The sequence below is a fragment of the Streptomyces sp. NBC_00878 genome (genome assembly GCF_026341515.1).
In the GTDB taxonomy this organism is placed as follows: Bacteria; Actinomycetota; Actinomycetes; order Streptomycetales; family Streptomycetaceae; genus Streptomyces.
In genome coordinates this window covers 4,362,350-4,378,961 of sequence record NZ_JAPEOK010000001.1, presented here as the reverse complement: position 1 = coordinate 4,378,961, position 16,612 = coordinate 4,362,350, and the positions used below count along the sequence as shown (strand labels likewise).

At 70.9% G+C, this 16,612-nt stretch carries 15 protein-coding genes and 1 tRNA gene; 11 read left to right on the top strand and 5 right to left on the bottom strand.

The genetic code is table 11. The features are described 5' to 3' along the window. Positions 1–2 precede the first annotated feature (2 nt). From glp to OHA11_RS18240, 6 genes are all read left to right on the top strand, one after another. Positions 3–1,325, top strand: a complete 1,323-nt coding sequence (glp, locus tag OHA11_RS18265; protein WP_266497561.1) for a gephyrin-like molybdotransferase Glp — start codon at positions 3–5, stop codon at positions 1,323–1,325. A 63-nt stretch (positions 1,326–1,388) separates the two neighbouring features. Continuing rightward, positions 1,389–1,868, top strand: coding sequence for a cyclic pyranopterin monophosphate synthase MoaC (moaC, locus tag OHA11_RS18260; protein ID WP_266497560.1), 480 nt, complete (start codon positions 1,389–1,391; stop codon positions 1,866–1,868). 44 nt (positions 1,869–1,912) lie between these two features. Then, a complete protein-coding gene (locus OHA11_RS18255) occupies positions 1,913–2,422 on the top strand; it encodes a MogA/MoaB family molybdenum cofactor biosynthesis protein (protein ID WP_323186770.1) in 510 nt (169 codons plus the stop codon). A 26-nt stretch (positions 2,423–2,448) separates the two neighbouring features. After that, positions 2,449–3,078, top strand: a complete 630-nt coding sequence (locus tag OHA11_RS18250) for a GNAT family N-acetyltransferase (RefSeq protein WP_266497557.1) — start codon at positions 2,449–2,451, stop codon at positions 3,076–3,078. A 188-nt stretch (positions 3,079–3,266) separates the two neighbouring features. After that, on the top strand, positions 3,267–4,634 hold the full coding sequence (gene glpR, locus OHA11_RS18245; protein ID WP_266497555.1) for a gephyrin-like molybdotransferase receptor GlpR: 1,368 nt from the start codon (positions 3,267–3,269) through the stop codon (positions 4,632–4,634). A gap of 108 nt (positions 4,635–4,742) precedes the next feature. Further along, positions 4,743–4,816, top strand: a tRNA-Ala gene (locus OHA11_RS18240). Between the two features lie 57 nt (positions 4,817–4,873). Here the strand turns inward: OHA11_RS18240 and OHA11_RS18235 are convergent. Both OHA11_RS18235 and OHA11_RS18230 read right to left on the bottom strand, forming a co-directional pair. Further along, positions 4,874–5,941, bottom strand: a complete 1,068-nt coding sequence (locus OHA11_RS18235) for a hypothetical protein (RefSeq protein WP_266497553.1) — start codon at positions 5,939–5,941, stop codon at positions 4,874–4,876. Between the two features lie 146 nt (positions 5,942–6,087). After that, a complete protein-coding gene (locus tag OHA11_RS18230) occupies positions 6,088–6,564 on the bottom strand; it encodes a GNAT family N-acetyltransferase (protein WP_266497551.1) in 477 nt (158 codons plus the stop codon). A gap of 98 nt (positions 6,565–6,662) precedes the next feature. On the opposite strand from OHA11_RS18230, the gene OHA11_RS18225 reads away from it, so the two are divergent. Next, complete coding sequence (locus tag OHA11_RS18225; RefSeq protein WP_266497550.1) at positions 6,663–7,487, top strand: exodeoxyribonuclease III; 825 nt, start codon at positions 6,663–6,665, stop codon at positions 7,485–7,487. A 66-nt stretch (positions 7,488–7,553) separates the two neighbouring features. Here the strand turns inward: OHA11_RS18225 and OHA11_RS18220 are convergent, their stop codons facing one another. Together OHA11_RS18220 and OHA11_RS18215 are read right to left on the bottom strand one after the other, a co-directional pair. Next, positions 7,554–7,703: a hypothetical protein gene (locus OHA11_RS18220; protein WP_266497548.1), complete on the bottom strand. Its 150-nt coding sequence runs from the start codon at positions 7,701–7,703 to the stop codon at positions 7,554–7,556. Between the two features lie 468 nt (positions 7,704–8,171). Continuing rightward, positions 8,172–8,810, bottom strand: coding sequence for a MerR family transcriptional regulator (locus OHA11_RS18215; protein WP_266507273.1), 639 nt, complete (start codon positions 8,808–8,810; stop codon positions 8,172–8,174). A gap of 164 nt (positions 8,811–8,974) precedes the next feature. Here OHA11_RS18215 and OHA11_RS18210 point away from each other — a divergent pair, with 164 nt between their 5' ends. From OHA11_RS18210 to OHA11_RS18195, 4 genes are all read left to right on the top strand, one after another. Continuing rightward, positions 8,975–10,513: an NAD(P)/FAD-dependent oxidoreductase gene (locus OHA11_RS18210; protein ID WP_266497547.1), complete on the top strand. Its 1,539-nt coding sequence runs from the start codon at positions 8,975–8,977 to the stop codon at positions 10,511–10,513. Continuing rightward, complete coding sequence (locus tag OHA11_RS18205) at positions 10,510–11,451, top strand: alpha/beta fold hydrolase (protein WP_266497546.1); 942 nt, start codon at positions 10,510–10,512, stop codon at positions 11,449–11,451. The genes OHA11_RS18210 and OHA11_RS18205 overlap by 4 nt, the downstream gene beginning before the upstream one ends. Then, the gene (locus tag OHA11_RS18200; RefSeq protein ID WP_266497544.1) at positions 11,448–12,332 is read left to right on the top strand and encodes an SDR family oxidoreductase; all 885 of its coding nucleotides are present in this window, start codon (positions 11,448–11,450) and stop codon (positions 12,330–12,332) included. The genes OHA11_RS18205 and OHA11_RS18200 overlap by 4 nt, the downstream gene beginning before the upstream one ends. Positions 12,333–12,416: 84 nt before the next feature. After that, complete coding sequence (locus tag OHA11_RS18195) at positions 12,417–12,683, top strand: hypothetical protein (RefSeq protein ID WP_266497542.1); 267 nt, start codon at positions 12,417–12,419, stop codon at positions 12,681–12,683. Positions 12,684–12,879: 196 nt separating this feature from the next. Here OHA11_RS18195 and OHA11_RS18190 read toward each other — a convergent pair whose 3' ends face one another. After that, positions 12,880–16,224 (bottom strand): S41 family peptidase, encoded by a 3,345-nt coding sequence (locus OHA11_RS18190; RefSeq protein ID WP_266507271.1) that lies wholly within the window; start codon positions 16,222–16,224, stop codon positions 12,880–12,882. Positions 16,225–16,612 lie beyond the last annotated feature (388 nt).

Below are 16,612 nucleotides of genomic sequence, written 5' to 3'. Positions count from 1 at the left end.
ATTTGACCAGCGCCGCCGCCCGCGTCACCGGCCAGGACCACCTCTGGTCGGTGTCCGAGCACCTGGAGGACATCCTCGCGACCGTCCGCCCCCTCGAACCCATCGAGCTGCAACTCCTCGACGCCCAGGGCTGCGTCCTGGTCGAGGACGTCACGGTGCCGGTCTCCCTGCCGCCGTTCGACAACAGCTCGATGGACGGGTACGCGGTCCGGGTCGCCGATGTCGCGGGCGCGAGCGAGGAGTACCCGGCCGTCCTCACGGTCATCGGCGACGTCGCGGCGGGCGAGTCCGAACTGCTCCAGGTGGGCCCCGGCCAGGCCGCCCGCATCATGACGGGCGCCCCGCTGCCGCCCGGCGCCGAAGCCGTCGTCCCCGTGGAGTGGACCGACGGCGGCCTCGGCGAGGGCCCCGTCTCCGGGATGCGCGCCCGCAGCGCGTCCCCCGAGGACGCCTCCGGCCAGGTCCACGTCCACCGCCAGGCACAGGCACGCGCGCACGTGCGCGCCAAGGGCAGCGACGTGAAGGCCGGCGACCGCGCCCTCGCCGCGGGCACGGTCCTCGGCCCGCCGCAGATCGGCCTGCTCGCCGCGATCGGCCGCAGCACCGTACGCGTACGCCCGCGCCCGCGCGTGGTCGTCCTGTCCACCGGCAGCGAACTGGTCCAGCCCGACGAGCAGTTGGGCACCGGCCAGATCTACGACTCCAACAGCTTCGCGCTGTGCGCCGCCGCCCGTGACGCCGGCGCGATCGCCTACCGCGTGGGCGCGGTCGCCGACGACGCCGAGACACTCCGCGCCACCATCGAGGACCAGCTCATCCGCGCCGACCTCCTGGTCACCACGGGCGGCGTCAGCGTCGGCGCGTACGACGTCGTCAAGGAGGCCCTGTCCTCCGTCGGCGACGAGGACGAGGCGGGCAGCGGCATCGAGTTCCGCACCCTCGCCATGCAGCCGGGCAAGCCCCAGGGCTTCGGCTCCATCGGCCCCGACCACACCCCACTGCTCGCGCTCCCGGGCAACCCCGTCTCGTCGTACGTGTCCTTCGAGCTGTTCGTGCGCCCCGCGATCCGCGCGCTGATGGGCGTCGACGACATCCACCGGCCCATGACCAGGGCGACCCTCCGTACGGACAAGGCGCTCACCTCGCCCGCCGGACGCCGTCAATTCCTGCGCGGACGGTATGCGGACGGGGAGGTGACCCCCGTCGGCGGCGCCGGATCCCACCTGATCGCGGCCCTCGCGCACGCGAACGCGCTGATTGTTGTCTCCGAGTCCGACGAGTCCGTGGAGCCCGGCACCGAGGTCGACGTGGTTCTCCTCGGCTGAAGGCCCCGACTTGGGGGTACCGTGTCGCGCACAACAGGCCCGACCGGGAGCGCCCCAGCCATCATGAGTACGCAGGACCGACTGACCCACATCGACGAGGCGGGTGCCGCCCGCATGGTCGACGTGTCCGACAAGGACGTGACCGCGCGCACCGCCCGAGCGAGCGGTCGCGTCCTCGTCTCGCCCCGCGTGATCGAGCTGCTGCGCGGCGAGGGGGTACCCAAGGGCGACGCCCTCGCCACCGCGCGCATCGCGGGCATCATGGGCGCCAAGCGGACACCGGATCTGATCCCGCTCTGTCATCCGTTGTCAGTGTCGGGTGTCAAGCTTGATCTGTCGGTCGCGGACGACGCCGTCGAGATCCTGGCCACCGTGAAGACCACCGACCGCACGGGCGTCGAGATGGAGGCCCTCACCGCGGTCAGCGTCGCGGCTCTCACCGTGATCGACATGGTCAAGGCGGTCGACAAGGGGGCGGTCATCACGGACGTGCGCGTGGAGGAGAAGACGGGCGGCAAGTCGGGCGACTGGAGCCGGGCGTGACGGCGCCCGAGTCGGCCCCGGCCGAGCCGCCGGTCGGCAGCGCGCTGACCGCTCCGTACAGCGCGCTCGTGGTGACGGCCTCGAACCGCGCGGCGGCGGGTGTCTACGCGGACAGGGGCGGGCCCCTGATCGCGGAGGGACTCCAGAAGTTCGGCTTCGCCGTCGACGGGCCGTGGGTGGTTCCTGACGGGGACCCCGTCGAGAACGCTCTGCGGGCGGGCGTCCGAGCCGGGTACGACGTCATCGTGACCACCGGCGGCACGGGCGTCTCACCCACCGACCGCACCCCGGAGGCCACCCGGAAGGTGATCGCGTACGAGGTGCCGGGCATTCCCGAGGCCGTCAGGGCGTTCGGAAGAGAGAAGGTGCCCACGGCGGCGCTCTCCCGAGGGCTCGCCGGGGTCGCGGAGAGGACGCTGATCGTGAACCTTCCCGGTTCCACCGGTGGGGTGCGGGACGGTCTCGCCGTCCTTGAGCCCCTCCTGATCCACGCCGTCGAGCAGATCCGCGGCGGCGACCACCCCAGACCCAGCGGCAGTGGGGGTGCGAGCTGAACAGCCCATCCTGGCCGGTCGAGCTGGTGGACGGCGATGTGGTCCTCCGGCCCATAAAGCTGCGCGACCAGCGGGCCTGGCGCGAGGTCAACCGCCGCAACCGGGACTGGCTGCGCCCCTGGGAGGCGACCATCCCGCCGCCCACGCCCAGCGGACCGATCGCCCACCGGCCGACGTACCGCCAGATGGTCCGGCATCTGCGCGCCGAGGCGAACTCGGGGCGGATGCTGCCGTTCGTCATCGAGTACCAGGGGCGGCTCGTCGGGCAGCTGACCGTCGCCGGAATCACCTGGGGCTCGATGTGCTCGGGCCATATCGGCTACTGGGTGGACGAGGCGGTCGCCGGTCGCGGAGTGATGCCGACGGCTGTGGCGCTTGTGTCCGACCACTGCTTCCGAAGCGTCGGTCTGCACCGCATCGAGGTCTGTATTCGGCCCGAGAACGGGCCGAGCCGACGGGTCGTGGAGAAACTCGGATTCCGCGAGGAAGGCCTTCGCCCGCGCTATCTCCACATCGACGGCGCCTGGCGCGACCACCTCGTCTTCGCGCTCACGGCCGAAGAGATGCCCGAAGGGCTGCTGGCCCGCTGGCGGCGGACACGCTCGCGGAACACGTCCGAAAACTCCCCGCGGGACACCCCTCGAAACACCGCGTAAATGAAATGAATGTTCGAAATTGATCGGCCATCGACCATCCTTCGACCAACCTCGGGCATTAATTTCGCGCTCCAGGCGGCCTGCTGATCGCATCGGTCACAAAAAAAGCTCGAAATATCAGCCAGATCGTGCGACACACCGGCTCAATTGGCAGATGGCCTCATGCAAACCCCTCTACCGTGTGAGGCGTGAGCAGCAGCGGCCTCATCTACGCAGTCATTGTCGGGGCCTGGGCCGCCTACTTGGTGCCTATGTGGCTCCGTAGGCAGGACGAGCTGAACGAAGCCCGTCCGACGGAACGCTTCAGCACCGCCATCCGGCTTCTGTCGGGCCGGGCGGGCATGGAGCGCCGATACGCCAAGGACCTGCGGGCGCGCTCCACCGAGGAGGGGGAGCACCACGCCGACCCGGACGGCGTCACCGACTCGGTGGACGTCCGGGCCTTCGCCATGCCTCCGACGCAGGCGCGGCCCGCGTCGAAGCAGGCGACGGACCAAGCGGCGCGGCAGGCTACGGAACAGGCGGCGCGGCAGGCGTCGAGACAGGTGTCCGCGACGGTGCCGAAGCCCGGGTCTCCCGCGGCGGCCAACCCCGCGCCGACGCCGAAGTCCGGCCGTGCGGCGGGTGGCCGACCGGTACCCCAGCAGGGCGCCAAGTCGTCGCCGAACGGAGCATCCGCCTCGTCCGCGGCCTCCGTATCCTCCGCTTCGTCTCCCGCGCGGCGGGCCGCGGCGGCGGAGGCCGCAGCGCGGGCCCGGCGCTCGAAGGTGCTCGCGCGCCGACGGCGTACGACGGTCGTGCTCTTCATGGCTTTCACGCTCGGCGCGATCGTCGCGGCCGTCGGCGGACTCGCGTTCCTGTGGGCGCCCGGGGTGCCCGCGGTGATGCTGAGCGTCTACATCGCATACCTGCGCTCCCAGGAGCGGCGGCGCTTCACGTACGTGATGGACCGCAGGCGGGCCGAGGACGCGGCGCGGCGGCTGCGGGAGCGGCAGCCCAGGCGCCGCCCGCCCGCCGATCCGGGCACCGCGGACGAGCCGGAGGACGGACCCGAGTCGGACACCGACCCCGGCCTGTCCGCGCTCGCCGCCGGCCGCCGCGCCCTCGTCGAGCAGACCGACCACGCCGAGTGGGTCGACCAGCAGCGCGAGCGCCGGAGCGGACCCGCCCGCGGCGACAGCTGGGACCCCGTCCCGGTGCCGCTGCCGACGTACGTGACCGCCCCGGTCGCCCCCCGCGCCACGTCCGAGGTGGACCTGGGCGGACCCGACGCCTGGAGCTCGGCCCGGTCCAGCACGATCGAACCGAACGCCGACCGTGCCGCCGCGGCCGAGGCGAACGCGGAGCAGGGTGAGTACGGCGAGCGCGGCGCGTACGGCGAGCGCGGCGAGCACGGTGAGTCCGACGCGGACGATGCGGATGACGCGGACGATGCCTCGGGCAGCGCCGCGGACGCCCGGCGCGCGGCCTCGGCCCGCCGCGCCCGCGAACGCGGCCGTACGCCCCTCTTCGACCAGTACGAGGACGGCGACCGGCCGCGCGCGGCCAACGAGTGACGGTGCCTCAGAAGTCCCGTGTCGCGCCCGCCCCTGACCAGCGGGTGAGGGCCCGACAACGGATTTCCGAGCACCCGGACGGGGATGCTAGAGTTTCACTCGTTGCAAGGGCCTGTGGCGCAGTCTGGTAGCGCACCTCGTTCGCATCGAGGGGGTCTGGGGTTCAAATCCCCACAGGTCCACGCGCGCACAGATCAGAGCCCCAGTCGGTATCACCGGCTGGGGCTCTGTCGTGTGCGCTACTTCGCGTTGACCATCTGCAAGTGGTAGCCCGTGACCCGGATGTCCGTGCCGGATGCCGGGATCACGGCCATCGTGATCAGGGAGTTCGTGCGGGTCAGGCCGCTCGTACTGGTCCTGCCGTCCAGGTAGATGTCCGTGACCGTGGGCAGGTTGTCGATGTTCAGCTGGGTGGCACAGCGGGGGCCCTCGGCCTTCGGCCAGTTCCGGTAGTCGATGCCGAAGTCGTAGAGGGCAAGGGCGCCGCCGTCGGTGGTCTTCAGGCCGTACGCCGTCTCGGCCGCGGTGAAGCCGGGCTCGTACTCGCCGTCGACGCAGCCGTCGTCGAAGGCGGCGCGGTTCGTGTACGCCTTCTTCCAGGCCTTCACTGACGCGGTGTTCGCGAAGCTCGCGCCCGCCTTCTTGCCGCCCGTGACATAGAAGTCCTTGGACAGGTCGCGCAGATCGTCGAGCTTGACCTTGCCCACCGTGTCCGAGGCCTTCAGGACCGTGACGAAGCCGTCGTCGTCGCGGGCGACGGCCGGCAACTTGCCGTCGGCCTCGCCGACGGACACCGCCTTCCACTCGGCGCCCTTGTTCTTGCTCTTCTCGTAGTCCTTCACGTGCTCGAAGACCAGGAGGCGGCGACGGTCCTTCTCGATGTCCTCGCCCGTGACCCGGGTGTCGACCATGAAGACCTGCGGCGCACCCTTGCGGGGGATGTAGAAGCGGGCGCCCTCGACCGGATAGTGGAACGGCGTCTTGAAGCTCGCCTGCTTCTCCTTCGGCAGGGCCTTGAACTGGGTGAACGTCGCCTGGCTCTGCTGGAGCAGCGCGCCGCCCTCCACCTCGGCCGTCCGGTCCGGGGCCTGCGCGGCGTTGGCCGCGTTGTTGACCTTGGCGTAGTTGAGCAGGACGGCCTGCGCCGACTTGAGGGAGATGACGCCCGCCTCGGCGGAGGAGCCGCCCTTGTCGTCCGCGCCGGACGCCTTGGTTCCGCCGTCGGAGCACGCGGTGAGGGCGAGTGCGAGGGCGGTGAAGGGCACGGCGGCTCGCAGAAGTCCGGGCGTGCGGCGGCGCGAAGTCATGGGTCCCCTGTCGTGAAGTCTTGTGAAGTGCCGGTGGTTCCGGTGGTTCCGGTGGTGCGGGTCCGGTCCGGCGGCCTGGTACCCGTGGTGAACCGGGCCGATGATCACGACAGGCTAGTGGCCCCGCTCGCGCCGGGCCGGAGTCCTCACAGAAGCTTCGCGAAGCAGCGGCTGTCCTCGTAGAAGCGGTAGTGGCCGAACTTGACGCACGGCTCGTAGCCGCTGGAGGCGTAGAGGGCGATGGCCTCGGGCTGCTTGTTGCCGGTCTCCAGGACCATGCGCGTACGGCCTGCCGCGCGGGCGTCGTCCTCCAGGGCCGCCAGGATGCGGCGGGCGAGGCCGTTGCCGCGGGCCTCCTCGACCACGTACATCCGCTTCAGCTCGGCGTCGCCGTCCGAGTAGCCCTCGTCGTTCTCGTCCTGGGAGCGCCAGCCGCCCGTGGCCACCGGGCGCCCCTGGGCGTCGTACGCCATCAGGTACAGGCCGAGCGGCGGCGCGAACATCGACGCGTCGAGCGGGGTGACGTCGCCGTCGTCCCCGTAGCGCATGGCGTACTCGGCCTGCACCTGGTCGTTGAGCTTGACGGCGTCGGGGTGGTCGAAGGCGACCCGGCGTATACTCATGCTAGTTATCGTACTTCTATGCGGTTGGTGGGAAGGGTGGCGTGCGGTGCGTCCGCCCGTCCACGCGAAGGGCTCGGCCGGGCGCTGTGCACGTACCAGTGTGCCGGTATCGTGCCCGCGTGCTCACTGTGACCTCTGTGAATGTGAACGGGCTCCGGGCCGCCGCCAAGAAGGGCTTCGTGGAGTGGCTGGCGGAGACGTCCGCCGATGTGCTGTGCCTCCAGGAGGTACGGGCCGAGCCGGAGCAACTCCCTGCGGGTGTGCGGCAGCCCGAGGGGTGGCATGTCGTGCACGCGCCCGCCGCCGCGAAGGGCCGGGCCGGCGTCTCCCTCTATACGCGCCGCGAACCCGACCGCGTCCAGGTCGGCTTCGGGTCCGCCGAGTTCGACGGCAGTGGCCGGTACGTCGAGGCCGACCTGCCCGGCGTCACTGTCGCCAGCCTGTACCTGCCCTCCGGTGAGGTCGGCACCGAGCGGCAGGACGAGAAGATCCGGTTCATGCACGAGTTCCTCACCCACCTCAAGGTCCTGCGCGAGCGCGCCGCCGCCGACGGGCGCGAGGTCGTCGTCTGCGGCGACTGGAACATCGCCCACCAGCAGGCCGACCTCAAGAACTGGCGCGGCAACCAGAAGAACTCCGGGTTCCTGCCCGAGGAACGGGAGTGGCTCGGCCGCGTCTTCGACGAGACGGAGGGCGGGTACGTGGATGTCGTACGCGCGCTGCATCCGGACGCGGAGGGGCCGTACACGTGGTGGTCGTACCGGGGGCGGGCCTTCGACAACGACGCAGGTTGGAGGATTGACCTGGCCGTGGCAACTCCTGGGCTTGCGGGGCGAGCGGTCAAGGCATTCGTGGAGCGGGCGGCCAGCCATGGGGAACGGTGGTCGGACCACGCTCCCGTGACCGTGGTCTTCGAGATGTGACGGGACGGTACGGGACGTTCCGGAGCATCGCGCGCCCCGTACTGTCCGTCGGACGGAATCGGTTGCTCAGCTGTTCTGCTGTGCGCCGGGGCGGTTGCCGAAGGTGATGGTCAGACGTGAGGTGTCCGGTCCGGCCAGTCGGTCAGGTCCACCGCTGCGGTTGCCCTTGGTGACGGTAACCCGGACACCGCCGTGGAGCAGCTGCTCGCGGGACACGGTGGCATCTGCCGCCCCCGATTGGCGATAGCGGCTGAGCGTGTACTCCGGCGTGCACGCCCTCCACGATGGTCCGGACCAGGGCAGCGGTCTCGGGGTCGGGGGTCAGGCACCATCCGCTGCCAGAGGGGTGCGGTGCACTCTGGTAGCCGAAGGGCACCAGTCCACCTCCGTAGCGGCCCGTCGCACGCAGCACTTCGTGGCTCCCGCTGACCCGGGAGGAGATGGTCCGGGCCTCCTGCTCGGCGTCGTGGGCCAGGTCCATGCACCGCCGGACGATGAGGCCGTCCGCATGCGGTGTCACTACGAGCGGGTGGGCGGACTCGGGCAACCCGAAGACGAGGATCCGATGGTGCTGAGGTTTGTCTTCGATTGGCTGGAAAGTACCTCGATGGGATGAACATTCCGGGAGCCAGGTTCTGGAGTCCTCTGCCGGTCGGTCGTTCAGCCTCTACATCGCGGCGGGCGTCAAGATCCCAGCCGTCGGCTGAGGCGTCGGTCCAGTGCCATCGAGAGTTCCGCCTCCACCACGCTCTTCGCCAGCGGGCGCAGGCGTTGGAGGTCCTCCGGGGTGCGGTTGGCCGGTCCGGTTGTGAGGGCGAGCGTGGTGAAGAGGTCGGCCAGGGCCTCGGTGTGTTCGCGGACGCGCTTCGCCGTGGCGAGGACGTCCGACAGCGGGATGCCCTCGCGGACCAGGGCCGCCGACGTGTCGAGGAGGCGGCGGCTGACGTGGACGAGGTCCGTGCCGTCGGTGGCGAGGTAGCCGAGGTCGAGGGCCGCGGCGAGGTTCTCCGAGGTCGCCTGGTCGCCGAAGACGTCGGCCAGTTCCTCGGGGGAGAGGCGGACCGGGGTCTCCTCCGTGGGCGCGCCCAGGCCCAGGAGGTCGCCGACATCGCGGCCGTTGTCGAACGCCTCGGCGAGTTCGGCTATGCCGCTGAGTGTGTGGCCGCGTTCCAGAAGCGCGGCGATCGTGCGCAGCCGGGCCAGGTGGTCCTCGTCGTACCAGGCGATGCGGCCCTCCCGGCGCGGTGGCGGGATCAGCTTGCGCTCACGGTAGAAGCGCAGCGTGCGCACGGTGATGCCGGCCTCCCTGGCCAGCTCCTCCATTCGGTACTCCCGCTTCTCCGCCACGCCGAAAGCCTATGTCGTACCGTCGGTAGCTTTCCCTCGTGCGACCCCTACCCATCGGTATGGAGCTGCTCTACGCTCCCACTGCGCCAGTGTTCACTGGCGGAGTGGGCAGCGTCGTACGCGGCAATGGAGGCGTCCGGATGACCGAGCACGAACATGTACGGGTGGCGGTGGTCGGCTCCGGTTTCGGCGGGCTCGGCGCCGCCGTGCGGTTGCGCCGGGAGGGCGTCACCGACTTCGTCGTCCTGGAGCGGGCCGACAGCGTGGGCGGGACCTGGCGGGACAACAGCTATCCGGGCTGTGCTTGTGACGTGCCGTCCCATCTCTATTCTTTTTCGTTCGCGCCCAATCCCGACTGGCCGCGCACCTTCTCCGGGCAGGAGCACATCCGCGACTATCTGGAACACGTCGCCGATGTCTTCCGGCTGCGGCCGCACCTTCGCCTCAACTCCGAAGTCAAGCTGATGACCTGGGACGGGAAGCGGCTGTGCTGGGTCATCGAGACCAGCAGCGGGACCCTCACCGCCGACATCGTCGTCTCCGCGACCGGGCCGCTCTCCGATCCCAAGCTGCCGGACGTCCCCGGCCTCGACACCTTCCCCGGCAAGGTCTTCCACTCGGCCCGCTGGGACCACGACTACGACCCGCGCGGCAAGCGGATCGCGATGATCGGTACGGGGGCCTCGGCCATCCAGATCGTGCCGTCCCTCCAGCCGGACGTCGCCAGGCTCACCCTCTTCCAGCGCACCCCGCCCTGGGTGATGCCGCGCGTCGACCGGGCCATCACCGGGGCCGAGCGCACGCTCCACCGGCAGCTGCCCTTCACCTCGCGGGCCCGCCGCGGATTCCTGTGGGGCATCCGGGAGTTGCAGATCCGGGCGTTCAGCACACAGTCCAACAGACTCGGCCTGATCGAGCAGTTGGCCAAGCGGAACATGGCCCGCGCCATCAAGGACCCTGACCTGCGGGCCAAGCTGACCCCGGACTACCGCATCGGCTGCAAGCGCATCCTGCTGTCCAGCACGTACTACCCGGCCCTCGCCCAGCCCAATGTGGACGTGATCGCGAGCGGGCTCAGCGAGGTCCGCGGGTCGACCGTCGTGGCCGCCGACGGAAGCGAGGCGGAGGTCGACGCGATCGTCTTCGGCACGGGCTTCCACGTCACCGACATGCCGATCACCGAGCGGGTAGTCGGCGCGGAGGGCAAGACCCTCGCCGAGGTGTGGCGGTCCGGAATGAAGTCGCTGCGGGGCGCGACGGCGGCCGGGTTCCCCAACTGGATGACGATCATCGGACCGAACACGGGCCTCGGGCACTCCAGCATGATCCTGATGATCGAGTCCCAGCTGAACTACATGGCCGACTACGTACGGCAGTTGGAGACGCTCGGCGGCCGGGCCGCCCTCGACGCGCGGCCCGGCGCGGTCGACGCCTGGACCGACCGCGTCCAGGAGCGCATGAAGCGCACGGTCTGGAACACCGGCGGCTGCACCAGCTGGTACCTGGACGGCAACGGCGACAACACGACCATCTGGCCCGGTACGACCACGGAGTTCCGCAGCGCCACGCGGCGCGTGGACCTGGGGGAGTACGACCTGCTCCGGCCCCCGTCGGCGCCGCCCGTGCCGGACGCGGCACTTGAACCCCGTACGAAGAAGACGGCGGAGGCGGGCGCGTGAGCCGACTCATGCACGTGTCTTCCGGTCCTTACGCGCCGCCCGTTCCCGCGAGTGAGCTGACCGCCGTCTCCGCCGACGGGGCGCGGCTGCACGTCGAGGTGCACGGGCCCGATGGCGCGCCCGCGGTCGTGCTCTCGCACGGGTGGTCGTGCTCGACCGCCTTCTGGGCGGCGCAGGTACGGGACCTCGCCGCCGACCACCGCGTGATCGCGTACGACCAGCGGGGGCACGGGCGCAGTCCCGCGCACCCCGTGTGCAGTGCGGACGCGCTCGCCGACGACCTGGAGGCGGTGCTCGCCGCCACGCTCGCGCCCGGCGAGAAGGCCGTCCTGGTGGGGCACTCCATGGGCGGAATGACGCTGATGGCGGCGGCCGGGCGGGCTCGGTTCCGGGAGCACGCGGGCGCCGTTCTGCTGTGCAGTACGGGCAGTTCGCGGCTGGTCGCCGAGTCGCTGGTGGTGCCGATGCGGGCCGGGCGGGCACGGACCTGGCTGACCGGGAAGATCCTCGGGTCGCGGGCTCCGCTCGGGCCCGTCACGCCGCTCGCCCGGCGGATCCTCAAGTACGCGACGATGGGGCCCGGTTCGGCGCCCGGCATGGTCGAGGCGTGCGCGCGGATCGTGCACGCCTGCCCGCGCAAGGTGCGGTACGCCTGGTCGCACGTGCTCGACACGCTCGATCTCGACCATCACGTACGGGAGTTGAGCGTGCCGACCGCGGTCGTCGCCGGAACGGCCGACCGGATGACGCCCGTCGTGCACGCGCGCGCCCTCGTCGCCGCGCTGCCGCACTGCGTCGGTTCCACCGAGCTTCCCGGGCTCGGGCACATGACCCCGGTCGAGGCGCCCGAGCTGGTCATCACCCGGATACGGGAACTCGTCTCCGCACACATAGGGATTCAGCGGATTCAACGGTTTCAGCAGAGGGAGGGCGCATGAGCAGAGTCAGCCTGGAAGGGCAGGTCGCCGTTGTCACGGGGGCCGCGCGGGGCGTCGGGGAACTGCTCGCCCGCAAGCTGTCCGCCCGCGGTGCCACGGTCGCGCTCGTCGGTCTGGAGCCGGAGGCGCTGAAGCAGGTCGCCGAGCGGCTGCACGGCGAGAGCGGGCACTGGTACGCCGACGTCACCGACCACGAGGCGATGACGCGGGTCGCCGCGGAGGTGAAGGAGCGGTTCGGGAAGGTCGACATCGTCGTCGCCAACGCCGGGGTCGCGAACGGCGGGCCGTTCGTGGACTCCGACCCGGAGGCGTGGCGGCGCGTCATCGAGGTGAACCTCATCGGGTCGGCGATGACCGCGCGGGCGTTTCTGCCCGTGCTGATGGAGAGCCGTGGTTACCTGCTGCAGATCGCCTCGCTCGCCGCGATCGTGCCCGCGCCGATGATGACCGCGTACTGCGCGTCCAAGTCGGGCGTAGAGGCGTACGCGCGCAGCCTGCGGGCCGAAGTCGGGTACAAGGGCGTACGCGTGGGGGTCGGGTATCTGTCGTGGACCGACACCGACATGGTGCGCGGGGCCGATCAGGACGACGTCATGCGGGAGTTGAGGCAGCGATTGCCCTGGCCGGCGAGCAAGACGTATCCGCTGGGGCCCGCCGTCGACCGGATCGTGGCCGGGATCGAGCGGCGGTCCAGTCATGTGTACGGGCAGTGGTGGCTGCGGGGGATGCAGGGCGTACGCGGGTATCTGCCGGGGCTCGTGGGGGCGGTGGGGCAGCGGGAGATGCGGCGGGTCGCTCCGCGGGTTGGGCAGGTGTCGAAGGGGCTCGTCGGGGCCGGGGGAGAGGCCGATGAGCAGGCACGGAGCACGGTGGGTAACTGACCGTTACTGATCGAAATGCGCGCTTTGTCGGTCCGTGTGAATCTGGTCGAGGCCCCATCCCCCACCCACAACGGAGTGAATCTCATGGGTATGAAGGACCAGTTCCAGGACAAGGCCGCGGAGCTCGAGGAGCAGGCGCGTCGACGTGCCGGCCAGGGCCGGGACGAGGCGAGTGAGCGCGGGCGGCAGCCGCAGGAGCCGCGTGAACCGCGTGAGCGGGCGTCGCGTGAGCGGGCTCCGCGTGAGCGAGCTCCGCGGGAGCGTCAGGAGCCGGGGCGGCAGACGCCTGATGAGGCGCAGCGGGCGTCGCGCGATGCGCAGGAGCGGTTCGATCAGGACTACGACGTCTGATCGAGTGTGGTGAGTGTGGGGTGCCCTTCTTTGGGAGGGCGCCCCACGCTTTTGTGCGTGCGTTGGGTTGTTCGTCGCGTGCGGGTGGGTGGGGGCTGGTCGCGCAGTTCCCCGCGCCCCTAAAAGACTTCGGTGCGCCCCCTCATGAAGAAAGAACCCCGGCCTCCGTGTGAAGAAGGAACCCCAGCGCCCCTGTCTATGCAGACCTCGGCGGAAGCTTTGGGCGGCTTCTGTTCGGGGTGTTTTCGTTGGTCGGGGGAGTTGCCGCGGGGTGGAGGGTCAGGAGGTCCAGGGCCAGTTGGACTGCGTCGTCCAGTTGGGCGTGGCGGCCTTCTGCCCAGTCCAGGGGGGTGCGGAGGATTTCCAGGTCGGGGGTGACGCCCTGGTTCTCGATGGACCAGCCGTACGCGTCGAACCACGCGGCGTTCATGGGGACCGTGATGACGGTGCCGTCGCCCAGGCGGTGGCGGCCGGTCATGCCGACCACGCCGCCCCAGGTGCGCTGGCCCACCACCGGGCCCAGCTTCAGGAGTTTGAACGCTGCCGTGATCATGTCGCCGTCCGACGACGTCATTTCGTCGGCCAGGGCCACCACCGGGCCCCGCGGGGCGTTGGACGCGTACGACACCGGCTGGGCGTTGCGGGTCAGGTCCCAGCCCAGGATCGTGCGGGTGAGTTTCTCCACGACCAGTTCGCTGATGTGGCCGCCCGCGTTGCCGCGTACGTCGACGATGAGGGCGGGCCGCGACACCTCCATGCGCAGGTCGCGGTTGAACTGGGCCCAGCCCGAGCCGCCCATGTCCGGGATGTGCAGGTAGCCGCAGTGGCCGCCGCTCAACTCCCGTACGACCGCACGGCGTTTGGCCACCCAGTCCTGGTAGCGCAGGGGGCGTTCGTCGACCAGGGGGACGACCGCGACCCGGCGCGAGTGGCCCCCGCCCGAGCGGCGCTCGCTCTCCGCCGGGGTGAACGTCAGCTCGACCGTCGTACCGCCCGCGCCCGCGAGGAGGGGGAAGGGGCCGGAGACGGGGTGCACCGGGCGGCCGTCCACGTGGGTGAGGACCGCGCCCTCGCGGATCCCCGTACCGGCCAGCGGGGAACGGGCCTTGGAGTCGGAGGAGTCGCCCGGGAGGATGCGTTTGACGAGCCAACCGCCGTCGCGGCACACGAAGTTGGCGCCGAGGACGCCCTGCGCCCGCTGGTAGTGGGGCGGGCCCTCGTTGCGGCGGGCGGCGGTGACGTACGCGTGCGAGGTGCCCAGTTCGCCCAGCACCTCGCGGAGCAGGTCCGCGAACTCGTCGGGGGACGCGACCCGTTCGACCAGCGGGCGGTACTGCGCCAGGATCCCGTCCCAGTCGATGCCGCACATGTCCGGCGCCCAGAAGTAGCCGCGGATCAGACGGCCCGCCTCCGCGTACGCCTGGCGCCACTCCGCGGCCGGGTCGACCTCGTGCAGGATGCGGCGCAGGTCGATCCAGACGGTCGTGTCGCCGTCGCCGGACTCCGTGGAGGGGACCGCGCGCAGGTCGCCCTCGTCGACCACGACCAGCCGGCTGCCGTCGCCGCTGAGCGCGAACCAGTCGAGGTGCTCGACGAGTTCGGACTTCTTCGCCTTGGTGATGTTGAAGTACTCCAGGGTCGGACGGCCGCTCGTGTCGTCCGGGTTCGCGAACGTCTCGCCGAGCGCGCCCGAGATCGGCCAGCGCAGCCAGACCAGACCGCCGCCCGCGACGGGATACAGCGCGGAGTACTTGGACGCCGTGACCGGGAAGGGGGTGACGCGGCTCTCCAAGCCCTCGATCTCGACCGTCACCGTGCCGCTGTCACCGCCGCTGTCACCGTCGCCGGTGTCGTTCTCGACCGGGTCCAGGCCGCCCGCCGCCGGCCGGCCCTCCGGGTTCAGCGCGAAGGGGGACGGGGTCGCCGAGGACAGGGGTACGAGGTACGGGCGGCAGCCCAGCGGGAAGGACAGGTCGCCGGTGTGGACGTCGTACACCGGGTCGAAGCCGCGCCAGGAAAGGAAGGCGAGGAAGCGGCCGTCCCGGGTGAAGACCGGGTTCTCGTCCTCGAAGCGGCCGTTGGTGACATCGACGATCACGCGCACGCCCGGCCCCTCGGTCCGGGCCATCTTGATCTGGCGGAGGGTGCGGCCGATGCCCGGGTGCGACCAGGTCAGCCAGACCCCGTCCGGGGAGAAGGCCAGGTCGCGCACCGGCCCGTTGATCGACTGGATGAGTTCGGTGACCTCACCTCCCCCAGACTCCTCCGTACCCCCAGACTCCTCCGTCGCGTCGAGCAGCAGCAGGCGGCCGTCGTTCGACGCGATCGCGAGGCGCTCGCCCTTCGGGTCCGAGACGAGTTCCAGGACGCGGCCCAGTTCGCCGGAGGCCAGCCGGCGCGGCTCGCGTTCGCCGCTCGCGCGCGGCAGATAGGCGATCTCGACGGCGTCCTCGCCCTCCGCGTCCGTCACGTACGCGACCTGTCCGCCCGAGCCGAGCATCTCGGGGAGCCGGACGCGTACGCCCGGGGTGTCCACGATCGTGCGCGCCGGGCCGTCGCGGTGCGTGAGCCAGTACAGGCTGCCGCGTACGACGACCGCACTGGCCCGGCCCGTCTCGTCCACGGAGATCCCGTCGATGTGCTGCGCGGCCGGCACCTGGTAGGTACGGCGTCCGGCGCGCGGCCCGCCGAGGCGTACGTCGAGGCGGCGGGGGAGCGAGTCCGGGGACAGGTCGTCGACGATCCACAGGTCGCCCCCGCACTGGTAAACGACCCGCGTGCCGTCGCTCGCGGCGTGCCGGGCGTAAAAGGCGTCGTGGTCGGTGTGGCGGCGCAGGTCGGAGCCGTCGTGGAGACAGGAGTAGAGGTTGCCGATGCCCTCGTGGTCGGAGAGGAAGGCGATCCGGCCGCCGACGAACATCGGCGAGTCCAGGTGTCCGCCGAGGCCGGCGAGGATGCGCTGCCCGTGCAGCCAGAGCCGGCCGGTGGCACCGCCGCGGTAGCGCTTCCAGGCGGCGGGCTCGTGCGGAGGTGTGCCGGTGAGCAGCAGGGTCAGGCGCTCGCCCGCGATGTCCTTGCCCGTGACGTCCTTGCCCGTGACGTCCTTGCCTGTTACGTCCTCGCCTGCGAAGTCCTTGCCTGCGAAGTCCTCGACCGCGATGTGGGAGACCGGGCCCCACGGGAGTTTGCCGCCGGGCTCGCCGTTGACCGGCACGCTGTAGGCCCAGGTGAAGTAGGAGAAGGGTTCGCCGTGCGAGGCGACGGCGAGGATGTCGCTGTTTCCTTCCTTGTCGGGGGGCGACCAGCCGCAGACCCGGGTGTCGGCGTTCCCCCAGTAGGTGAGCCGCCGGGCCGGACCGCCGTCCACCGGCACCAGATGGATCTCCGGCACGAGGCTGCGCCAGGTCGTGTACGCGATGTGCCGGCCGTCGGGCGAGAAGCGCGGGTGACTCACCTTCGTACGGTCGACGGTCAGCCGCCAGGCGCGGCCGGGGTCGTCGAGGGGGGCCACCCAGAGGTCGTCCTCGGCCACGAAGCACAGGCGGTCGCCGCTGAGGTGCGGGAAGCGGAGGTACGCGGCGGAGGCCGCGGAGTGCGGGGAGGACGTGGAGGAGGTGGTGGCGGAGGCGGAGGCGCTGTTGTCCGCAGGCGCCTCGTGGGGTGCGGCTGTCCCGTACCCCTTTGCTGCCCGGTGGTCTCCGGCCTCTCCCGCCGGGGGCCCGTCTCCGGTCGCGTTCTCGTGCTCGTCGCTCACTCACCCATGCTTTTCCGGTGGGCGGGGCCCGGCAACTCGTGGTCCCGCTGAACGTGCGTGACGCGGGCCGCGTAAGACGCCGATGAGGGGCCTGACGAGAGGTCGTGACCCAGAACACGTACGAAACGGTTTCGTTTCGTTTGGGGATGCGGTACCTTCATAGGCGTACGGAGCA

Excerpts from the sequence above, each read along its gene's own strand:
- OHA11_RS18210 (WP_266497547.1), top strand. The coding sequence starts at position 8,975 with ATGACCGAGCACGAACATGTACGGGTGGCGGTGGTCGGCTCCGGTTTC.
- OHA11_RS18235 (WP_266497553.1), bottom strand. The coding sequence starts at position 5,941 with ATGACTTCGCGCCGCCGCACGCCCGGACTTCTGCGAGCCGCCGTGCCC.
- OHA11_RS18195 (WP_266497542.1), top strand. The coding sequence starts at position 12,417 with ATGGGTATGAAGGACCAGTTCCAGGACAAGGCCGCGGAGCTCGAGGAG.
- OHA11_RS18215 (WP_266507273.1), bottom strand. The coding sequence starts at position 8,810 with ATGGAGGAGCTGGCCAGGGAGGCCGGCATCACCGTGCGCACGCTGCGC.
- OHA11_RS18230 (WP_266497551.1), bottom strand. The coding sequence starts at position 6,564 with ATGAGTATACGCCGGGTCGCCTTCGACCACCCCGACGCCGTCAAGCTC.
- OHA11_RS18200 (WP_266497544.1), top strand. The coding sequence starts at position 11,448 with ATGAGCAGAGTCAGCCTGGAAGGGCAGGTCGCCGTTGTCACGGGGGCC.
- moaC (WP_266497560.1), top strand. The coding sequence starts at position 1,389 with ATGAGTACGCAGGACCGACTGACCCACATCGACGAGGCGGGTGCCGCC.